This window comes from Nocardiopsis nanhaiensis, from assembly GCF_054778635.1.
Window position 1 is genome coordinate 22,541 of sequence record NZ_BAAGZJ010000070.1, and the last position, 18,846, is coordinate 41,386.

The window sequence follows — 18,846 nt, forward strand, 5'->3', positions numbered from 1 at the left end:
CAGCCAACCCTGCTCGTTCAGGGACATTCTTTCCAGGGAGGTGCCCATGGACGCCGTGACCAACGTCCCGCTGCCGGTGAACGAACCCGTCCTCTCCTACGCGCCAGGGAGCGCGGAGCGCACCGAACTCGTCGCCAAGCTCGAGGAGCTCGGCCGGGAGAGCATCGACCTGCCGATGCGGATCAACGGCGAGAGCCGTATGGGCGGCGGTGACCCGGTCGACGCCGTCCAGCCGCACAACCACGCGTCCGTCCTGGGCACGATGCGCAACGCCACCCACCAGGACGCCCGCGACGCCGTCGCCGCCGCGAAGGCCGCCGCGCCCGCTTGGCGGGCCATGTCCTTCGACGACCGCGCCGCGATCATCCTCCGCGCCGCCGACCTGCTCGCCGGTCCTTGGCGCGCCACGATCAACGCGGCCACCATGCTCGGCCAGTCGAAGACCATCCAGCAGGCGGAGATCGACGCGGCCTGTGAGCTCATCGACTTCTGGCGCTTCAACGTCTCCTACGCGCGCCAGCTCATGGCGCAGCAGCCCCTGAGCGTGCGCGGCGTGTGGAACCGGATGGAGCAGCGCCCGCTGGAGGGGTTCGTCTACGCGATCACCCCCTTCAACTTCACCGCCATCGCGGGCAACCTGCCCACCGCCCCGGCCCTCATGGGCAACGTGGTCGTGTGGAAGCCGTCCCCGACGCAGCAGTTCGCCGCGGAGCTGACCATGCGCCTCCTGGAGGAGGCCGGGATGCCCCCGGGCGTCATCAACATGGTCACCGGTGACGGTCTCGCCGTCTCCGACATCGCCCTGAACGATCCGGAGCTGGCCGGTGTGCACTTCACCGGTTCGACCCAGACCTTCCAGCACCTGTGGAAGAGCGTCGGCGAGAACATCTCCAACTACCGCTCATACCCGCGCATCGTGGGCGAGACCGGTGGCAAGGACTTCATCGTCGCCCACTCCTCCGCCGACCCGGAGGTCCTGCGCACCGCCATCGTGCGCGGTGCCTTCGAGTACCAGGGCCAGAAGTGCTCCGCCGCGTCGCGCGCCTTCGTGGCCCGCTCCGTGTGGGAGCGGATGCGCGACGACCTGGTCACTGAGACCGAGGCCCTGACCATGGGCGACGTCTCCGACCTGTCGAACTTCGTCGGCGCCGTCATCGACCGCCGCTCCTTCGACAAGCTGTCCAAGGTCCTCGAGGACGCCAAGTCCGACCCGACGCTGGACATCATCGCGGGCGGTACCGCCGACGACTCGGTGGGCTACTTCGTGCGCCCGACCATCATCGAGGGCACGGACCCGTCCAACGACGTGTTCCGCACCGAGTACTTCGGCCCGGTCGTCGCCGTCCACGTCTACGAGGACGACAAGTTCGACGAGGTCCTCAAGATCGTCGACGAGGGCTCCGCGTACGCGCTGACCGGCGCCGTCCTCGGCAACGACCGCGCGGCGGTGGCCAAGGCGACCGAGGCCCTGCGCTTCACCGCCGGCAACTTCTACATCAACGACCGTCCGACCGGCTCCATCGTCGGCCAGCAGCCCTTCGGCGGCGCCCGCGCCTCCGGTACCAACGACAAGGCCGGTTCCGCCCAGAACCTGTCCCGTTGGGCCAGCCCGCGCGCCATCAAGGAGACCTTCGTCGCGCCGACCGAGTCCTCCTACCCCCACCAGGGGTAGCTCCGCCGCCCCGTCCGGGGCAGCCCCGGCCGCGTACCCCCTCCTCCGTCCTGAGGGGGTGCGCGAGCCACCCGGGGCCGCGCTCCAGCGGCCCCGACCCCCCGAGGAACCCACTGAAGCGGTCGGCGGCACCGACCGGCCGCGCTCTTCGTCCGCGCCAGCCCGTCGGCTCGCGCACGTCTTCTCCGAGGTCACCATGCTTCGCAAGCCCTTGCTGCTCGCCGCCAGGTCCGCGACCTGCCGGGAGGTCATCGAGCGCACTCCCATGACACGGGCCATGGTCAGCCGTTTCGTCGCCGGCGCCAACCTGGAGGAGGCCCTGCCCGCCGTGGGGGAGCTGGCCACGGACCGCCACATCACCCTGGACTTCCTCGGTGAGGACACCACGGACCTGTCCCAGGCCGCGGACACGGTGAACGCCTACCGGGACCTGCTCGCCGCCCTGGGCGAGGCCGGGCTGGGCGACCGTGCCGAGGTGTCGGTCAAGCTCTCCGCGGTGGGCCAGTTCCTGAACCGGGACGGCGAGAAGATCGCGCTGGACAACGCGCGCCTGATCGCCGAGTCCGCCAAGGCGATCGGTACCACGGTGACGCTGGACATGGAGGACCACACCACCACCGACTCCACGCTGGGGATCCTGCGGGAGCTGCGTGAGGACTTCCCGTTCGTGGGGGCCGTGCTCCAGGCCTACCTGCGCCGTACCGAGGCCGACTGCCGCGACCTCAGCGGGGCCGGTTCACGTGTGCGCCTGTGCAAGGGCGCCTACGACGAGCCCGAGTCCGCGGCCTTCCGGGACAAGCACGAGGTGGACCGGGCCTACGTGCGCTCCCTGCGCATCCTGATGGAGGGCGAGGGCTATCCGATGGTCGCCTCGCACGACCCGCGCATGGTCTCCATCGCCGGTGAGCTGGCCGCCGCCAACGGCCGCGGCCCGGACGACTACGAGTACCAGATGCTGTACGGCATCCGGGACGGTGAGCAGGTCCGGCTGGCCGCCGAGGGCAAGCGCGTGCGCGTCTACGTTCCCTACGGCGACCAGTGGTACGGCTACTACATGCGCCGCCTCGCGGAGCGCCCGGCCAATATGCTGTTCCTCGCACGTTCCCTTGTGAGCCGCAACTGACGTAAAGGGATCCCGGTCCCGAAGGACCGGGCCTTCAACCCACGCGGTTGAAGGCCGCCTTTACCAGACCCAGCCATCACCCTAGAGGAGGTGACCTCGATGGCTACGTTCCGCACAGGAGAGCAGACCCACCAAGCCGTGCTTCCCCAGCGGCCCGCCCGTCGCCCTCCACCACCCTCAACGGATGCCTCCGGCGCAGCCCTTTTCCCTCTGGAATCCGTGCCAGCAGACACCCCCCCCGGATCGGGAACGAAACGGGGCACGGACACCACCACACGGTGGTACCCGGTGCGGGACATGGTCGAGGGGAGACCACCGGCACCTCACCCGGTACCGGTGGCGCCACCCCCAACCCCGCCGGGGTTGGGGAGCAGCACCGTGAGGTGCGCACCACCCACCCATCCGTGTTCGTCCTCGACAAACACCACGTCCCCCTCCAACCGTGCCCTCCCGCCCGGGCCCGCAAGCTCCTAGCCAAGAAACGCGCGGTGGTGCACCGCCACACCCCCTTCACCATCAGGCTGACCGACCGCACGCGCGCTGAGTCCGAAGTCGACGGGGTGGAGATCGGTATCGACCCGGGCTCGAAGCACACCGGCGTCGCCGTGTTCACCGCCCAGGCCGGTGAGCGCCGGGGCCGCTACGGCCTCCAGCTCGACCACCGCGGCGCCCAGATCCGCAAGAAGATGGGCCAGCGCTCCGCCTACCGGCGAAGGCGACGTGGCGCGAACCTGCGCTACCGCACGCCCCGGTTCGCCAACCGCACCCGACCCCCAGGATGGTTGGCCCCGTCCCTGCGCCACCGGGTGGAGACGACCACCTCGTGGGTGGAGCGGCTCGCCCGGTGGGCTCCGGTGCGGGCGGTGCACGTGGAACGGGTCGCCTTCGACACCCACGCCCTGTCCGCGGGCAAGCCGTTGGAGGGGGTGGAGTACCAGCAGGGGACCTTGCACGGGTTCGAGGTGCGCGAGTACCTGCTGGCCGCGTTCGACCGCACCTGCGTCTACTGCGGGGCCACGAACACCCCGCTCAATATCGACCACGTCCACCCGCGCTCGCGGGGTGGCTCGGACCGCCTCTCCAACCTGGTCCTGGCGTGTGTGCCCTGCAACCAGGCCAAGGGCAACCGGCCCGTGGAAGAGTTCGTCACCAACCAGCGTGTCCTGTCCCGGGTGCTGGCCCAAGCCAAGGCTCCGCTGCGGGATGCGGCCGCGGCGCAGTCCACCCGGTGGGCGCTCTGGCGGGCCGCGGACCAGCGCCTGCCCACCCGCGTGGGCTCGGGTGGGCGCACCAAATTCAACCGCACCCGAAACCGGCTGCCCAAGTCCCACACCCTGGACGCCGTGGCCGTGGGCAAGGTCGAGACCATCACCCAGACCGTGGAGGCGGTCCTGGTGGCCGGGTGTGCGGGACGGGGCTCATACGCCCGTACCCGGACCGACAAGCACGGCTTCGCCCGGCTGCGGCTGCCCCGCACCAAGCGTTTCTTCTCCTTCGCCACCGGTGATCTGGTCCGCGCGGTAGTCCCCAAGGGGAAGAAGAAGGGGACGCACACAGGCCGGGTCGCCGTGCGCGCTTCGGGGAGTTTCAACATCACCACCGCCCAGGGCACCGTCCAGGGCGTCAACCACCGGTACGTTCGTCTGCTCCAGCGAGCCGACGGTTATGCCTACACGATGCGGAAGGAGCAGGGCGTTTCCTCCCGGCCCTGAAGGACCGGGTTTCCACGCCCAACAAACCGATGATCGAGGGGTCCGGGAGCGGATCCGCCCCGAACGGCCCGCACCGGTGACACGGGTGCGGGCCCTTTCCGCTCCCGGCATTGTGACCTGCGCCATTTATGGGGGCTTATCCCGAGCGATTCTGCGGCTGTTTCGCAACGGTGACCTTGGCCCAGGAACCCGCGCCGGAGCCGGTACGTTAACTTGTGGGCAGCAATCCACGCGTGAAAGGCCTTTACTAGACATGCGGATGCGGAGTTCCAACCCCGTCCTCAAGCGGGCGCTTCAACAGCAGTCCGGCCCTCAACAGGGCTATGGACAGCCCGGTTACGGTCAGCAGGGTTACGGGCAGCAGGGTTACGGACAGCCGTACCCGCAGCAGCCCTACGGCCAGCAGGGCTACCCCCAGCAGGGGTACCCCCAGCCCGGCTACCCCCAGCAGGCCTCGGCCGAGCAGCCGATGACCATCGACGACGTCGTCATGCGCACCGGCATGACCCTGGGCGTCGTCGCCCTCTTCGGCGTCATCAACTACCTCCTCTACACGGCCAATGACTTCGCCAACGCGGGCATGGCCATGATGCTGATGATCGTCGGTGTGCTGGGCGGGCTCGTGCTCGGCCTGGTCATCGCGTTCAAGCAGATCACCAACCCGGTCGCGATCCTCGTCTACGCGGCTTTGCAGGGTCTCCTCGTCGGCGGTCTCTCCGCCGTCCTGGGTACCTCCCTCTCGGCCACCCTGGGCGACGCGGACGCCGGTCTGACCCTGGTCACCCAGGCCGTCATCGGTACCGTCGCGGTCTTCGCCGTGATGCTGGCGCTGTACAAGTACCGCATCATCAAGGTGACCGACGGCTTCATGAAGGCCGTCATGTACGCCGTCATGGGCGCCGCGGCGCTGATGCTGATCAACTTCGTGGCCAGCTTCTTCATGGCCGGCGGCATCGGCCTGCGCGAACCCACCTGGCTGGGTCTGGGCATCGGCATCGTGTTCGTGGTCCTGGCCGCCCTGACCCTGGCGATCGAGTTCCGCGGCATCGAGGAGGGCATCGCGGCCGGTGTCCCCAACAAGTTCGCCTGGCAGTTCGCCTTCGGCCTGACCGTCTCCCTGGTCTGGCTGTACATCGAGATCCTGCGCCTGCTCTGGATCATCAAGACGATGTTCGCGGACTAGCGGACGAGGGGCACGGCCTCCTCAGGTACACCTTCGCGTGTCGAGGGGCCGTCACCCGGGTATTCCCGGGGGGCGGCCCCTCCGTCGTGTCGTGGCCGGGCATGCCGCCGCGCGCCCTCGCACCGGCCGCCGTTGGCGGTCCCCGTTCCGGGTGTGCGGTGCGCGTCGGCCCATGCGGGCGAAGGATGGTCCGGTCAGGCGATCCCGCGGCGCGGCGCGGGGATGTTGCGGTTCCTGCGGCGGCGGTCGTATTCGGTGACGATGGCCTGTGCGTAGCCGTGGGTGAGGTCGTACTCGTCAGCCAGCCAGCGTGTCCGGTCGGCGGGGCGCACGAGGCCGGGTCCCTGGTCGAGCGAGTCGAACCACTCGTGGAGTCCTCGGCCGGTGACGACCGGGATACGTTCGATGAGCTTTGCGTGGATCTCCGGCGAGTGGGTTACCGACATAGGCACCTCCGCAGTGCGTTCGGCGTGTGGCACTTACCTGCGACCCTGCATCAGGATCACGGTTTGGACAAGCCCCGGTCACCAGCTTTTACCTTGCCAGTGCGAGAACGTTTCCCCGGGGAACACCCGTAGCCGGTAGAGGCACGGCCCGACGCGCAGGAGCGCGTGTTCCGGTGGGTCCGGACAAGGGGTGCAGGGGGTCCGCAACCGGGTCGAGGCATGACGAAAGGGGCCCCGAACCCGCGGTCCGAGGCCCCTCCGTGCCGGTCTCAGCCCGTATGGGGCAGTGGATCAGCTGAGGCGCTCGAACACGGCGGCCATGCCCTGGCCGCCGCCGACGCACATGGTCTCCAGCCCGAAGGTCTTGTCGTGGAACTGGAGGCCGTTGAGCAGGGTGCCGGTGATGCGGGCGCCGGTGCTGCCGAACGGGTGGCCGACGGCGATGGCGCCGCCGTTGACGTTCAGCTGGCTGTCGACGTCGATGCCCAGCTGGTCGGCGGAGGGCAGGACCTGCGCGGCGAAAGCCTCGTTGATCTCGGCCAGGTCGATGTCGCCGACGGCCATGTTGGCGCGGGCCAGGGCCTGCTTGGAGGCCTCGACCGGGCCGAGGCCCATGACCTCGGGGCTCAGACCCGTCACGCCGGTGGACACGATGCGGGCCAGCGGGGTGATGCCCAGCTGCTTGGCCTTGGTGTCGCTCATGATGACGAGCGCGGAGGCGCCGTCGTTGAGCGGGCAGGCGTTGCCGGCGGTGACGCTGCCGTCGGGGCGGAACACCGGCTTGAGCTGTGAGACCTTCTCGTAGGTGGTGCCGCGGCGGATGCCGTCGTCGGTGCTGACCACGGTGCCGTCGGGCAGGGCCACCGGCGTGATCTCGCGCTCCCAGAAGCCGTTGTCGATCGACTTCTCGGCGAGGTTCTGCGAGCGGACGGCGAACTCGTCCTGGCGCTGGCGGGAGATGCCGGTGATCTCGGCGACGTTCTCCGCGGTCTGGCCCATCTCGATGTAGGCGTCGGGCAGGTCGCCGTTCTCACGGGGGTCGGTCCAGACGCCCTGGCCGCCCTCCTTGCGCTTCTCGGTGCGCGCCTTGGCGTCGGCGAAGAGCGGGTTCTCGTTCTGCGGGTTGTCGCTGCTGCCGTTGACGAAGCGGCTGACGGTCTCCACACCAGCGGAGACGAACACGTCGCCCTCGCCCGCCTTGATGGCGTGGTAGGCCATCCGGGTGGTCTGGAGGGAGGAGGAGCAGTAGCGGGTGACGGTGGTGCCCGGGACGGTGTCGAGGCCGAGCTGAACGGCGATGATGCGGGCCATGTTGAAGCCCTGGTCACCGCCGGGGAGACCGCAGCCGAGCATGAGGTCGTCGATGCTCTTGGGGTCGAGCTCGGGCACCTTGGCCAGGGCGGAGCTGACGATCTGGGTGGTGAGGTCGTCCGGGCGCAGGTCCTTGAGGGAGCCCTTGAAGGCTCGGCCGATCGGGGAGCGCGCGGTGGCGACGATGACTGCTTCGGGCATGTTCTTCGTCCTTGGTCGGGTCACGGCAGGTCTTGTTACTGACCAGTTAACCTGTCGGGCGCTCCCGCGCGCCACCCGGGGTCGGCCTTGGCGCGTCCGCTTGGTCGCCGGTCTCCTCAGAGCCGTCCGAGGGTGTGGGCGGCGGCGTTCCGCGGGACCGGAAGGGGCCTCGGACGAGCGCGGCCCAGCCGGCCCGGTGGTCGGCAGGTCCCTGGTCAGCGGCGCGCGACACCTCCGTGCCCGGCGTCTCGGCCGCCACGACGGCGGCGCGGTCGACGGGCAGGACGCCCCTGGTCCGCTCGGTTTCGTCGAGCTCGGGGAGCAGTCCCAGGGCGGCGCAGGCGGAGGGGAGGACGGCGAACGCGGCCTGCGCGTACCCGCGGGCTGACGGATGAAATCGGTCGGGCCCGAACATGGATACCGGGTCGGACCGGAAATCGTCGGAGAGGATGTCGCTCAGCGAGACCGTCCGGCCGCCGGCCTCCGTGACGGCGATCGTCTGGGCTGCGGCCAGTTGCCGCGAGGCGCGCCGGGCCACCGAGCGCAGGGGCCAGCCGATGGAGCGGACGGTGCCGAGGTCGGGGCAGGTGGCCACCACGACCGGGGTGCCCCGGCCGACGAGGTCCCCGGTGACCTCCCGCAGCGCGGCGACGGCGTCGTTGGGCCGGACCCGGCGGATGACGTCGTTGGCGCCGATGAAGATCACCGCGATGTCGTAGCCGGCCCCCGGGAGACCGACCCCTGCCCGCTCCACCTGGCCCTTCAGGTTCGCGGAGGTGGCTCCGGGCGTGGCGGTGCAGCGCATGCGCACCGGCCGGTCGGTGGCGGCCGCGAGCCCCGCGGCCACGAGCACACCTGGGGTCTGCCGGGCCAGCTCCACCGCGAACCCGGCCGCAGTGGAGTCGCCGAGCATGAGGAAGCTCAGGGGAGGTCCGTCGCCGTCCCCGTAGGTGCCGTCGGCCTGGGGCCGCTGCCAGTCGGTGCTGCCCACGGCGCGTCTGGCGAGTCGCGCCTGGAGGTAGAGCAGGGCCAGGGTGCCCCCGCCCACGAGTGTGAGTCCGCCCCCGCCGAACGCGGTTGCGGCCGCGATGCGTCGCGCTCGTGCGGCTCGCAGCATCGGTACTCCCCCGAAGCGTCGGATCCGTCCGCCCGGTGGCGGCGGGCCGGTGATGGCGCCGGAACACTCCCTGCCGACGTTACCGGCGGGGGACCCCGTGGTCACGTAGCCCGGCGGGACACAATCCGCGCTCCGGAGACACCCAAGACACGCGTGGGCGGAACGGTCCGGATCCGCACGCGGGGGCCGTTTCCACCCGCGGGGCTGCGCCGTCCCGGACCGGTCTACACCCTCCGCAGGCGCGCCGAACGCGCTGGTTGGTGAGGTTAGAGTCATGGTGTGGGGGACCGGACCGGTCCCACCCGCCCCGGGCCCCACCGGGGAAGCGATACCGGCGGGCCGAAGACCCGGTCGCCACTATGCAAAGGAGCAAAGTTGCGGGTACACGACTCACTGATCGACCTGGTCGGGGACACTCCGCTGGTCCGCCTCCGGAAAGTCACGGAGGGCTTGGCCCCGACGATCCTGGCGAAGGTCGAGTACTTCAACCCGGGCGGCTCGGTGAAGGACCGTATCGCGCTGCGCATGGTCGAGGCCGCGGAGAAGAGCGGTGAACTCAAGCCGGGTGGCACCATCGTCGAACCGACTTCGGGCAACACCGGTATCGGCCTGGCCCTCGTCGCGCAGGAGAAGGGCTACCGCTGCATCTTCGTCTGCCCGGACAAGGTCGGTCCGGACAAGCTTTCGGTGCTGCGCGCGTACGGGGCCGAGGTCGTGGTCTGCCCGACGACGGTCGCCCCCGACCACCCCGATTCCTACTACTCGGTCTCGGACCGGATGGCCGCGGAGATCCCCGGCGCCTGGAAGCCCAACCAGTACGAGAACGAGAACAACCCGGAGTCGCACTACCACGCCACCGGCCCGGAGATCTGGGACCAGACCGAGGGGCGGATCACGCACTTCGTGGCGGGCATCGGCACCGGCGGGACCATCAGCGGCACCGGCAAGTACCTCAAGGAGGCTTCCGAGGGCGGTGTGCAGATCGTCGGGGCCGACCCCGAGGGCTCCGTGTACTCGGGCGGCAGCGGGCGCCCGTACCTGGTGGAGGGTGTCGGTGAGGACATCTGGCCCGGCACCTACGACACGGCGATCTGCGACGAGATCGTGCCGATCAGCGACAAGGACTCGTTCCTGATGACCCGCCGCCTGGCCAAGGAGGAGGGCCTCCTGGTCGGCGGTTCCTGCGGTCTGGCGGTCGAGGCGGCCCTGCACGTGGCCAAGGACCTGGGCCCCGACGACGTCATGGTGGTCCTGCTGCCCGACGGCGGCCGCGGCTACCTGGGCAAGATCTTCAACGACGAGTGGATGGCCGACTACGGCTTCCTGTCCGCCGAGACGGAGGAGGCCACGGCCGGTCAGGTGCTGGGGGACAAGGAGGGCGAGATGCCCGACTTCGTGCACAGCCACCCCGACGAGACGGTCGGCACCGCCGTGGCGATCATGCGCGAGTACGGCGTCTCCCAGCTTCCGGTGATGAAGGAGGAGCCGCCGGTCATGGCGGCCGAGGTCGTGGGCTCCATCGCCGAGCGCAACCTCCTGGACGCGCTCTTCGACGGCCGCGCCGAGCTGGACGACCTGGTGGAGACCCACATGGGCAAGCCGCTGGCCACGGTGGGTACGGGCACCCCGGTCAGCGACTGCGTCCGTCTGCTGCGCACTTCCGGGGCGCTGGTCGTGCTGCGCGACGGCAAGCCGGTGGGGATTCTCACCAGGCAGGACCTGCTGGCCCACCTGTCGGGCTGATCCGAACCTCCGGGGCCCGGACCCTGCTCATACCGAGCGCCGTTCGGGCCCCGGTGTTCAGGTACCGGACACTATGGCGCATACTCGGACACTGTTACTGTTCGCGTCAGTATTACTGCCGGGTAATAAGTGGGTGCACGCGTGTCACGGCTGCTGTCCTGGATCATCCGTTCCGTCTGGTCGTACGCACGGAGCCACGCGACGATCCGATCCGATTCCAAGGCCGCTCGGAAGTTCGCGCGCTTCGGCGAGGGGTCGGCGATCTCCTTCCCCACGGCCACGCTCTACGGGGAGCCGTGGATCGAGATCGGGGTGCACACCGTCCTGGGCGGTGACATCACCCTGGCCGCGGGTATGGGGCCCGACTACGACCTCGGCGAGGAGACCGTGGTGCGGATCGGCTCCGGCTGCGCCATCGGCCGCGGCTCGCACATCGTGGCCCACCGCTCCGTCGACCTCGGGGACCACGTCTACACCGGCCCCTACGTCTACATCACCGACCAGAACCACGCCTACGCGAACACCGATATCCCCGTCGGCCTCCAGTGGCCCGTGGACGACCCGGTGAGCGTCGGCGACGGCTCCTGGCTCGGCGCCAACTGCGTGATCCTGCCGGGGGTCCACCTGGGCAGGAACTCCGTGGTCGCCGCGGGGACCGTGGTCCGTCCGGGCCACTACCCCGACTACGCCGTCATCGCGGGCATCCCCGGCAAGGTGGTCCGCGGGTACGACCCCGAAATGGGCTGGGACCCGCCGATGCGCGAGACGGGGACACCCACGCGGGTGCCCACCCCGGTGAACGGCCTGCCCTCCGAGGTACCCGCCGATCCGCCGGAGCCGGGTTCGCGCCGGCACTTCCCGCCCGCGTAGCCAGCCGCCGAGGAGGCCCGCGGCGCGGCCCCGACCCCTGTCCAAGGTGTGAGACCTCCCAGTTGACAGCGGTTCCCGGGTGGATTCCGGGGGCTATTGTGGCCACATGAAGTTCGACGGGAAGAAGTTCGACGGGTTCGAGACGCTGGCCATCCACGCGGGGCAGGAGCCGGACGCCGGCACCGGAGCCGTGGTTGTGCCGATCTACCAGACGAGTACCTACGCCCAGGACGGCGTGGGCGGGATGCGGCAGGGGTACGAGTACTCCCGCACAGCCAACCCCACGCGCACGGCGCTCGAGGAGTGCTTGGCAGCCCTGGAGGCCGGGTCGCGCGGTCTGGCCTTCGCCTCCGGCATGGCGGCCGAGGACACCCTGCTGCGCACGGTGCTCGCCCCTGGCGACCACATCCTCATCCCCGGTGACGCCTACGGGGGCACCTTCCGCCTGATCTCCAAGGTGGTCGAGCGCTGGGGCGTGAGCTGGGACGCGGTCGACCAGGCCGACACCGACGCCGTCCGCGACGCGGTGCGCCCCAACACCAAGGTGGTGTGGACGGAGACGCCCACCAATCCGCTGCTCGGGATCACCGACATCGAGACGGTCGCCCAGATCACCCACGACGCGGGCGCCCTCCACGTCGTCGACAACACGTTCGCCTCGCCCTACCTCCAGCAGCCGCTCACGCTGGGCGCCGACGTGGTCGTGCACTCCACCACCAAGTACGTCGGCGGCCACTCCGACGTGGTCGGGGGAGCGCTGGTCGTGGCCGACGCCGAGCTGGGCGAGCGGCTGGCCTTCCACCAGAACACCATGGGTGCCGTTCCGGGTCCCTTCGACTCCTGGCTGACCCTGCGCGGGGCCAAGACTCTGGGGGTGCGGATGGACCGCCACAGCGAGAACGCCGAGCGCGTCGTGACCGCGTTGACCGGGCACCCCGCCGTGCGGCGCGTCTACTACCCCGGGCTGGACGGTCACCCGGGGCACAAGATCGCCGAGCGGCAGATGCGTTCCTTCGGCGGGATGGTCTCCTTCGCTCTGCGCGACGGGGAGAAGGCGGCACTCGAGCTGTGTGAGCGGACCAAGGTGTTCACCCTGGGCGAGTCCTTGGGCGGGGTGGAGTCCCTCATCGAGCACCCCGGGCGGATGACGCACGCGTCCACCGCCGGGTCCGCGCTGGAGGTTCCGTCCGATCTGGTACGGATCTCCGTGGGTATCGAGTCCGGTGACGACCTGGTCGCGGACCTGTTGCAAGCCCTGGAGGGCTGAGCCCTTCGAAAGGGAGCCCGTGCGGTATGGGGCCTGTGCCGGGGAGTCCCCGTGTGCGTTCGTCTGGTCGGTGCTGCCGATCCGCCGTGAGCGCGGGGTCTCCGTGCTGGCGTGCCCTGGCCGCGCGGGTCTTCCGGCCTCGTTGCCGGGCCCGTCGCGGCGCACTGCCACTGTGTTGCGTGTACTGCGTGGTGAGCGGGTCTTCGGTTCCGGTGGATCAGGCCGCGGTGGGCGTGCGGTCCTGCGCCGGGAGCCCGTCGTCGTCCTCGTCGGCGCGGAAGCGCAGTCCGCAGACGAGTCGGCCGGTGTGGGAGAGAGCGCTGTCGTTGTCGTCCTCCCGCAGCGAGCGGTAGCGGCCGCGGTTGTCCTGTCGGCGGATGCCGATGGAGATGGCGAGGAAGAACCCCGCCGCGAGGCCCATCAGGGCGAGTCCGGCGAACGTGAGGATCATGAACGTGGTCTCCATGTCGTGCTCTCCTCGGGGGTGTGTCCGTCAGGTCTTGGTCGGCCCCCTTGCGAACCGAGGGGGTGGTGGAATCTGTCTCACTAGGTCCTTGCTCTTTCGTGCTGCTGTTCCTGGTGGGGCGCTGGTGATCGTCGGGGTCTCATGTTCTCCGTTTTCGGTGTCTCAACGGCAGATCCACCATGTACTGAGGGTGGCCTTCATCTAAGATGGGTCCAACGGAACCGGTTGTACCTGTTTTGCTGGTGAACCACTCAGCTTGTACCAACAAGCTAGCTTGTTGGTCTTTTACCCCCACGAGGGCGGACTTATGCGGGCGGAAAGCAGATACCGACAGATTGCTCGAGCGCTGAGTCGGGAGATCCACGAGCGCAGCCTGCCCCTGGGCGGTCAGCTCCCCTCGGAAAAGCAGCTGGAGGAGCGGTTCGAAGCCTCCCGCAACACGATCCGCTTGGCCCTGGGCATGTTGCGCAACCAAGGGCTGATCGTCAGCAGGCCCGGGCGCGGGCACTTCGTGCAGGACGTGGTCCCCGAGATCTTCTACGCGACCCGTAGCAAGGGCGGCCCCGGCGGGCTCAACGAATCCAACATGAGCGGGTTGAATCTGGAGGAGCTCCAGCTGCTCAGCGCCACCCCGGACATCGCCAGCCGACTGCGGGTACCGGAGGGCGACATGACGGTGGTCCGGCGCATGCACCGGTTCTCCGGGGAGCGCTCGGGTTCGATCAGCTCCGCGTACTACCCGATGGACCTGGTCCAGGGGACCCCGCTCATGCTGCCAGAGGACGTGGAGAGCGCGCTGGTGGAGCTCATGGAGCACGGCCACCGCCAGGCCGGGTACGTGGACGAACTGGAGACCCGGATGCCCACGCCGCAGGAGGCGTCCCAACTCGAACTACCGCCGGGGGTGCCGGTGCTGAACGTCAACCGCACCGACTACTCGGAGGACCGGCCCATCCGTTTGGTGCACACTGTCTATGCCGGGCACAGCATCCGCTATCAGTTCGAGCACGGCAACCTCCAGGCCTACTACCGGGACTGAAACAGCGCATGAGTACGACGAAGAAGACCGTGGTGGCCGACTACCTGCGCGAGGCACTCGCCAAGGGCCAGTACCAGCCGGGCGAGAAACTGCCGGGCGAGGAGGAGCTCGCCGGGGATCTCCGGGTCTCGCGTGCCACCGCGCGCCTGGGGATGCGCATCCTCCAGGACGAGGGCCGCATCGTCATCCAGGTCGGCCGGGGCGCCTACGTCGCCGACCACCAGCCGATCATCCACTTGGCCACGCCGATCTCCGGCGGCACCGACTCCGAGCGCTTCGAAGCGGGCTACCAGCCCAGGCTCGAGATGGCCGGCTACCCCAACAGCGACGAGAAGATCAAAGTCAGCCTGGACACCATGCGGCCGAAAGTGGCCAAGCGGCTGCGCCACGACTCCGACGAGGAGGGCCCGCACGGCGGCCTGGTCGTGATCCGCTCCTCGGACCGCTTCGTCGACAACAGCCTCTGGCAGTCGCAAGTCACCTACTTCCCCTTCAGCATCGCCAAGAACACGGCGCTCATGTCCCCCGACCACCTGGAGGGCGGTGTCAGCGCGGCCATGCGCGAGCTCGGCTTCCGAGAGCGGTGGAACTGGGACATCGTGGGTGCGCGGATGCCCTCGCAGGACGAGGCCGACTCGTTCGGTCTGGGCCCCGGCATCCCACTCCTGGTCCAGGAACGTGTGTCCTACGACGGTGAGCGACCGCTGCGCTTCACTGAGACGCTCATGCCCGCCAACCGCCACCAGCTCCTCTACTCGGGCGGCGACGCCCCGGAGGAACTGATGCTGTTGGCCTCGGACGTCAACATCTTCGAGCGCTGAGCGCCCGGCCCGCCGTTGTCCGGAACCGGCGCCGCCCGAGCCCTGCCGCCGCTCAGTCCCGCCGCCGCAGGTAGCGCTCGACGACCAGCGGCCCCAGAGCCTCGGCGTCGGCGCCCACCACGCGCACACTCCGGCGGCCCGCCAGCAGCTCTTGGAAGCGGGGTGCCTCCGCGAGCAGGAAGAACGTCACCTCCGCGCCCTCACCCACCGCGGAGTCGAGTTCGGCGGCGGTCACCTCGGCCGTGCGCGGCAGGGGCGGCCAGGAGAACCGGGCCTCGCCCTCCTCGTCCAGGTGCGCGGTGGGTTCGCCGTCGGTGACCGCCAGGACCACCGGCCGCAGCCCGCGGTGGCGGCGCAGGTACCGCCTGGCCAGCAGCAGCGCGTGCTGGAGGTTGGTGCCGGGGACCGGCCGCCAGTCGTGTTCGACCAGGTCCGCGGGGGTCATCTCGCGGGCGCGGTCACCGAATCCGATCACCAGCACCCGGTCCTCGGGGTGGCGGGTCCGCGCCAGGGTGTGCAGTGCCAGCGCGGTGCGGGTCGCAGCCTCGTGCAGGCGTTGGGCCACCATCGAGTGGGACAGGTCCACGAGCAGGCACACGGCGGCCGCCCCCGAGGGTTCGGTCTCCGCGTACCGTACGTCCTCCGCCCGCAGCGCGGCCGCACCGAACGCGTCGTCGGAGCCCGACCCGGCCGAGGCCCGGCGCAGCGCCGCCTCGCGCAGGGTCGCGACGGCGTCCAGGGGCCGGTCGAGGCCGTCGTGGGGCACGCTCGCCCCGGTGGGGTCGCCTCCGTCCCCGGTGCCGCCCCAGTGGTCTCCTGGGGCGGTCCTGCGTGCCGCCTCGATCTCGCCCAACGCCGCCTCGCCCAACCGGCGCAGTTCGCCCGGGGACAGCCCGTGGTCCTCGGCCGCCGAGGGCGCCCACAGCCCCACGTCCCCGTCGGTACCGTGGGACCCGCCGGTACCGGACGTCCCGCCAGTCCCCGAGGTCCCGGCGGGCGCCTCCGTGAGCTCAGTGACGGGCACGGCGTCCGCGTGCGGATCCGCCAGCGGGTCGGGGCCACCCGTGTACGCCCGGTACCGGAACCACATCAGAAGCGGTAGACACCCCCGTCCGGCAGAGCGTCCTTGCCCAAGCGCCGTTCCAGGTACAGGCCCTCCAAGGCGAACTCGACCACCGCGGCGGCAAGTCCCGGGGTGGGAGGGCCGTCGACCGCCTCGGGCGCCGCCCGTTCGATCAGTCCGGAAAGCCCTGGGACCGCACCGACCCGGTGCAGCAGTTCGGCGGCGCCCACCAGGTCGCCGGTCTCCACTGTGCCGCCGCCGGAGAACCGGTCGGTGAGCGCCTCCAGGTCGGCCCCGCCGAGCCGGTCCCGGAAGGTCTCGGCGACCGACCGGCGCAGCAGGATCTCGAGGATGGACCCCTCCCGCCCGGCCGCTCCGGTCTCGAACTCGACCTTGCCCAGGAGGGGTTCGGCCACCCCCACCAGGTCGCAGACGCGCGCGACCGGGATCTCCTCCCCGGCCAGTGCGGCACGGCGCAGCGCCGAGGCGGCCACGGTCTCGGCCGCGGCCACGGCGAAGCGCACGGACACCCCCGAGCGCTGGTCGACCTTGTTGGAGGCCCGTACGAGCCGGGTGAACCGGGCGACGGTCTCCAGCAGGTGCGAGGGGACGGTCGTGCCCGCGGGCAGGACCGCCTCCTGCCTGATCAGGGCGAGCTCGTCGTCGAGTTCGGGCGGGTAGTGGGTGCGCACCTGGGCGCCGAAGCGGTCTTTGAGAGGGGTGACGATGCGGCCCCGGCTCGTGTAGTCCTCAGGGTTGGCGCTGGCCACCAGCAGCAGGTCCAGCGGAAGGCGCAGGGTGTACCCGCGTACCTGGAGGTCGCGCTCCTCCAGCACGTTGAACAGCGCCACCTGGGCGCGGGCGGGCAGGTCGGGGAGCTCGTTCACACAGAACACGCCCCGGTTGGCCCGGGGGAGCAGGCCGTAGTGCACGGTCTCTGGGTCGCCGAGGGACCGTCCTTCGGCGAGCTTGGCCGGGTCCACGTCCCCGACCAGCTCCGCGGTGCCGGTGTCGGGCGTGGCGAGCTTCTCCCCGTAGCGGTCGTCCCGGTGGCGCCAGACCACCGGTAGGTCCTCGTCCTCCGAACGGCGCGCACAGGTGGGGCAGACAGGGGCGAAGGGGTGGTCGTTGACCGCGCAGCCCGCGACGGCTGGTGACCACTCGTCGAGCAGCCCGGCGATCGTGCGGATCAGCCGTGTCTTGCCCTGGCCGCGCTCACCCAGCAGCACCAGGTCGTGTCCGGCGAGCAGGGCGCGCTCCAGCTGGGGCAGCACGGTGGCGTCGAAACCGTGCAACCCGGGGAAGCGGGCCCGCCCGGATCCCATCCGCGCCAAGAGGTTCTCCCGAACCTCCTCGGCCGTGGATCGGAGGACGTGGCCGGACTCGCGCAGCGCGTCGCGCGTACGGGGAAAAGGGGTCACGACTCGGAGTGTAGGGCTACGGGCGTTTGAGTGGCCAGCAGGAGGAAAGCTCCTGTCTGGAGTACGGATGGAAGAATGGGACGGCAAGGTTCCCACGAAGGCGGGGGTGGCAGCTGGTGGCTAGGTTCGGCGATGCTCTGACGACAGGGGCCGACCTCGTGAACGCGGCCGAGCGAGCCGTCCTGCAGGCCCTGGAGCAGATGGACGGCCCGGCCGACCTGGTCTGCTTCTTCGTCAGCGGGTCGGACCCGGACGAGGTCACGCTCGCGGGCAAGCGGGTCATGGAACTGACGGGTGAGGCGCTCACCCTGGGGTGCAGCGCCACCGGTGTGGTCGGCGGCGGCCGCGGCGTGGAGGGCCAGGGCGCGGTCAGCGTGTGGGGCGCCCGGCTTCCCGGGGTCGAGTTGACCCCCTTCCGTCTGGACACGGTGGTGGAGGGCGACCATCTGGCGGTGGTCGGCATGCGTGAGCCGACCCCGCGTGACCGGGCGGGCATCCTGCTGACCAACCCCTACGAGTTCCCCACCCAGGCCTTCGTCCGCGAGACCACCGAGGCCCTCGGCGGGTTGCCGCTGGTCGGCGGGATGGCCGACGGGATACGGGGTGAGGACTCCGTGCGGCTCTTCTGTGACGGCGAGGTGGCGCCCAACGGGGCCATCGGGGTCCTGATCGGGGGTGACGGGGTCCTGGGCACGGTCGTGAGCCAGGGCTGCCGTCCCGTGGGGCCGAGCATGACCATCACCAAGGCCGAGGGCAACCTCGTGCTGGAACTGGCGGGCGGGAACGCCTACGAGAAACTCGAGCAGCTGGTCGACGAGCTCTCCGACGAGGACCGCGAACTGGCCGCGCGAGGGCTCCACATCGGCATCGCCTTGGACGAGTACGCCGAGCGCCACGAGCAGGGCGACTTCCTCATCCGGACCCTGCACGGCGCCGATCCAGAACTGGGGGCGCTCACCATCGGCGACATGGTCGAGGTCGGCCAGACCGTGCGTTTCCAGGTCCGTGACGCGGGCACGGCGGACGAGGACCTGGCCCGTCGGCTCACCGACTTCGGTGCCGAGACCGCCGTGGGAGCGGGCCTGCTCTTCTCCTGCAACGGCCGGGGGGAGACGCTGTTCCCCCAGGCCGACCACGACGTCCTCGCGGTCCGCCGTATCCTCGGCGCGGCCCCGGTGGCGGGCTTCTTCGCCGCGGGGGAGATCGGCCCGGTTGCCGGTGTGAACCACGTACACGGCTTCACCGCCTGTTTCCTGGCCTTCGCGCCCTAGGTGTACTGACCAGAGAGGTTAGGTACGCGGGAAGCGGGAGGACCGCCAACGGCGGTATGGAACCGGTGGTGATTGTACTCGTGCAACCACTCGCCGAACGCCTCCCGCTTCTCGCTCTCA

General features: G+C 70.2%; 16 protein-coding genes and 1 pseudogene. 10 read left to right on the forward strand and 7 right to left on the reverse strand.

The features are described 5' to 3' along the window. Nucleotides 1-46: 46 nt before the first annotated feature. From pruA to ACYVD1_RS26250, 4 genes are all read left to right on the forward strand, one after another. On the forward strand, nucleotides 47-1,672 hold the full coding sequence (pruA, locus tag ACYVD1_RS26235) for an L-glutamate gamma-semialdehyde dehydrogenase (protein WP_460777149.1): 1,626 nt from the start codon (nucleotides 47-49) through the stop codon (nucleotides 1,670-1,672). Nucleotides 1,673-1,868: 196 nt separating this feature from the next. Continuing rightward, nucleotides 1,869-2,795 carry a proline dehydrogenase family protein gene (locus tag ACYVD1_RS26240; RefSeq protein WP_460777164.1) on the forward strand — a complete coding sequence of 309 codons (927 nt, stop codon included), beginning with the start codon at nucleotides 1,869-1,871 and terminating at the stop codon, nucleotides 2,793-2,795. A gap of 383 nt (nucleotides 2,796-3,178) precedes the next feature. Next, complete coding sequence (iscB, locus tag ACYVD1_RS26245) at nucleotides 3,179-4,507, forward strand: RNA-guided endonuclease IscB (protein ID WP_460777150.1); 1,329 nt, start codon at nucleotides 3,179-3,181, stop codon at nucleotides 4,505-4,507. A 253-nt stretch (nucleotides 4,508-4,760) separates the two neighbouring features. Next, nucleotides 4,761-5,690, forward strand: coding sequence for a Bax inhibitor-1/YccA family protein (locus ACYVD1_RS26250; RefSeq protein ID WP_460777151.1), 930 nt, complete (start codon nucleotides 4,761-4,763; stop codon nucleotides 5,688-5,690). A 194-nt stretch (nucleotides 5,691-5,884) separates the two neighbouring features. On the opposite strand, the gene ACYVD1_RS26255 is transcribed toward ACYVD1_RS26250, so the two are convergent. From ACYVD1_RS26255 to ACYVD1_RS26265, 3 genes are all read right to left on the reverse strand, one after another. Continuing rightward, nucleotides 5,885-6,136: a DUF4287 domain-containing protein gene (locus ACYVD1_RS26255; RefSeq protein WP_460777152.1), complete on the reverse strand. Its 252-nt coding sequence runs from the start codon at nucleotides 6,134-6,136 to the stop codon at nucleotides 5,885-5,887. Between the two features lie 291 nt (nucleotides 6,137-6,427). Beyond that, on the reverse strand, nucleotides 6,428-7,648 hold the full coding sequence (locus tag ACYVD1_RS26260) for an acetyl-CoA C-acetyltransferase (RefSeq protein ID WP_460777153.1): 1,221 nt from the start codon (nucleotides 7,646-7,648) through the stop codon (nucleotides 6,428-6,430). 46 nt (nucleotides 7,649-7,694) lie between these two features. Then, complete coding sequence (locus tag ACYVD1_RS26265) at nucleotides 7,695-8,765, reverse strand: SGNH/GDSL hydrolase family protein (RefSeq protein ID WP_460777154.1); 1,071 nt, start codon at nucleotides 8,763-8,765, stop codon at nucleotides 7,695-7,697. Between the two features lie 375 nt (nucleotides 8,766-9,140). Between ACYVD1_RS26265 and ACYVD1_RS26270 the strand changes: the two genes are divergently transcribed. From ACYVD1_RS26270 to ACYVD1_RS26280, 3 genes are all read left to right on the forward strand, one after another. After that, nucleotides 9,141-10,508 carry a cystathionine beta-synthase gene (locus ACYVD1_RS26270; RefSeq protein ID WP_460777155.1) on the forward strand — a complete coding sequence of 456 codons (1,368 nt, stop codon included), beginning with the start codon at nucleotides 9,141-9,143 and terminating at the stop codon, nucleotides 10,506-10,508. Nucleotides 10,509-10,649: 141 nt separating this feature from the next. Next, the gene (locus ACYVD1_RS26275) at nucleotides 10,650-11,378 is read left to right on the forward strand and encodes an acyltransferase (protein ID WP_460777156.1); all 729 of its coding nucleotides are present in this window, start codon (nucleotides 10,650-10,652) and stop codon (nucleotides 11,376-11,378) included. A gap of 106 nt (nucleotides 11,379-11,484) precedes the next feature. After that, nucleotides 11,485-12,645 (forward strand): cystathionine gamma-synthase, encoded by a 1,161-nt coding sequence (locus ACYVD1_RS26280; RefSeq protein ID WP_460777157.1) that lies wholly within the window; start codon nucleotides 11,485-11,487, stop codon nucleotides 12,643-12,645. Between the two features lie 217 nt (nucleotides 12,646-12,862). Here the strand turns inward: ACYVD1_RS26280 and ACYVD1_RS26285 are convergent, their stop codons facing one another. Continuing rightward, nucleotides 12,863-13,111 carry a hypothetical protein gene (locus ACYVD1_RS26285; RefSeq protein WP_460777158.1) on the reverse strand — a complete coding sequence of 83 codons (249 nt, stop codon included), beginning with the start codon at nucleotides 13,109-13,111 and terminating at the stop codon, nucleotides 12,863-12,865. Nucleotides 13,112-13,418: 307 nt separating this feature from the next. On the opposite strand from ACYVD1_RS26285, the gene ACYVD1_RS26290 reads away from it, so the two are divergent. Both ACYVD1_RS26290 and ACYVD1_RS26295 read left to right on the forward strand, forming a co-directional pair. Next, on the forward strand, nucleotides 13,419-14,150 hold the full coding sequence (locus ACYVD1_RS26290; protein WP_460777165.1) for a GntR family transcriptional regulator: 732 nt from the start codon (nucleotides 13,419-13,421) through the stop codon (nucleotides 14,148-14,150). Nucleotides 14,151-14,158: 8 nt separating this feature from the next. Further along, nucleotides 14,159-14,971, forward strand: coding sequence for a GntR family transcriptional regulator (locus ACYVD1_RS26295; protein WP_460745766.1), 813 nt, complete (start codon nucleotides 14,159-14,161; stop codon nucleotides 14,969-14,971). Nucleotides 14,972-15,023: 52 nt separating this feature from the next. On the opposite strand, the gene ACYVD1_RS26300 is transcribed toward ACYVD1_RS26295, so the two are convergent. Together ACYVD1_RS26300 and ACYVD1_RS26305 are read right to left on the reverse strand one after the other, a co-directional pair. Continuing rightward, the gene (locus ACYVD1_RS26300; protein WP_460777159.1) at nucleotides 15,024-16,061 is read right to left on the reverse strand and encodes a VWA domain-containing protein; all 1,038 of its coding nucleotides are present in this window, start codon (nucleotides 16,059-16,061) and stop codon (nucleotides 15,024-15,026) included. Then, complete coding sequence (locus ACYVD1_RS26305) at nucleotides 16,061-17,455, reverse strand: sigma 54-interacting transcriptional regulator (RefSeq protein ID WP_460777160.1); 1,395 nt, start codon at nucleotides 17,453-17,455, stop codon at nucleotides 16,061-16,063. The genes ACYVD1_RS26300 and ACYVD1_RS26305 overlap by 1 nt, the downstream gene beginning before the upstream one ends. 116 nt (nucleotides 17,456-17,571) lie before the next feature. Here ACYVD1_RS26305 and ACYVD1_RS26310 point away from each other — a divergent pair, with 116 nt between their 5' ends. After that, entirely contained in the window at nucleotides 17,572-18,726 is a 1,155-nt protein-coding gene (locus ACYVD1_RS26310; protein ID WP_460777161.1) for an FIST signal transduction protein, read from the forward strand. Here the strand turns inward: ACYVD1_RS26310 and ACYVD1_RS26315 are convergent. Next, nucleotides 18,723-18,846: pseudogene (locus ACYVD1_RS26315) on the reverse strand (IS481 family transposase); the annotation flags it as partial. The gene ACYVD1_RS26310 and the pseudogene ACYVD1_RS26315 sit on opposite strands and share 4 nt — an antisense overlap.

Bases quoted from the DNA above. Each gene is read 5' to 3' on its own strand.
- ACYVD1_RS26255 (WP_460777152.1), bottom strand. From the start codon at position 6,136: ATGTCGGTAACCCACTCGCCGGAGATCCACGCAAAGCTCATCGAACGT.
- ACYVD1_RS26260 (WP_460777153.1), bottom strand. From the start codon at position 7,648: ATGCCCGAAGCAGTCATCGTCGCCACCGCGCGCTCCCCGATCGGCCGA.
- ACYVD1_RS26240 (WP_460777164.1), top strand. From the start codon at position 1,869: ATGCTTCGCAAGCCCTTGCTGCTCGCCGCCAGGTCCGCGACCTGCCGG.
- ACYVD1_RS26290 (WP_460777165.1), top strand. From the start codon at position 13,419: ATGCGGGCGGAAAGCAGATACCGACAGATTGCTCGAGCGCTGAGTCGG.
- ACYVD1_RS26250 (WP_460777151.1), top strand. From the start codon at position 4,761: ATGCGGATGCGGAGTTCCAACCCCGTCCTCAAGCGGGCGCTTCAACAG.
- ACYVD1_RS26295 (WP_460745766.1), top strand. From the start codon at position 14,159: ATGAGTACGACGAAGAAGACCGTGGTGGCCGACTACCTGCGCGAGGCA.
- ACYVD1_RS26300 (WP_460777159.1), bottom strand. From the start codon at position 16,061: ATGTGGTTCCGGTACCGGGCGTACACGGGTGGCCCCGACCCGCTGGCG.
- pruA (WP_460777149.1), top strand. From the start codon at position 47: ATGGACGCCGTGACCAACGTCCCGCTGCCGGTGAACGAACCCGTCCTC.
- ACYVD1_RS26280 (WP_460777157.1), top strand. From the start codon at position 11,485: ATGAAGTTCGACGGGAAGAAGTTCGACGGGTTCGAGACGCTGGCCATC.
- ACYVD1_RS26265 (WP_460777154.1), bottom strand. From the start codon at position 8,765: ATGCTGCGAGCCGCACGAGCGCGACGCATCGCGGCCGCAACCGCGTTC.
- ACYVD1_RS26285 (WP_460777158.1), bottom strand. From the start codon at position 13,111: ATGGAGACCACGTTCATGATCCTCACGTTCGCCGGACTCGCCCTGATG.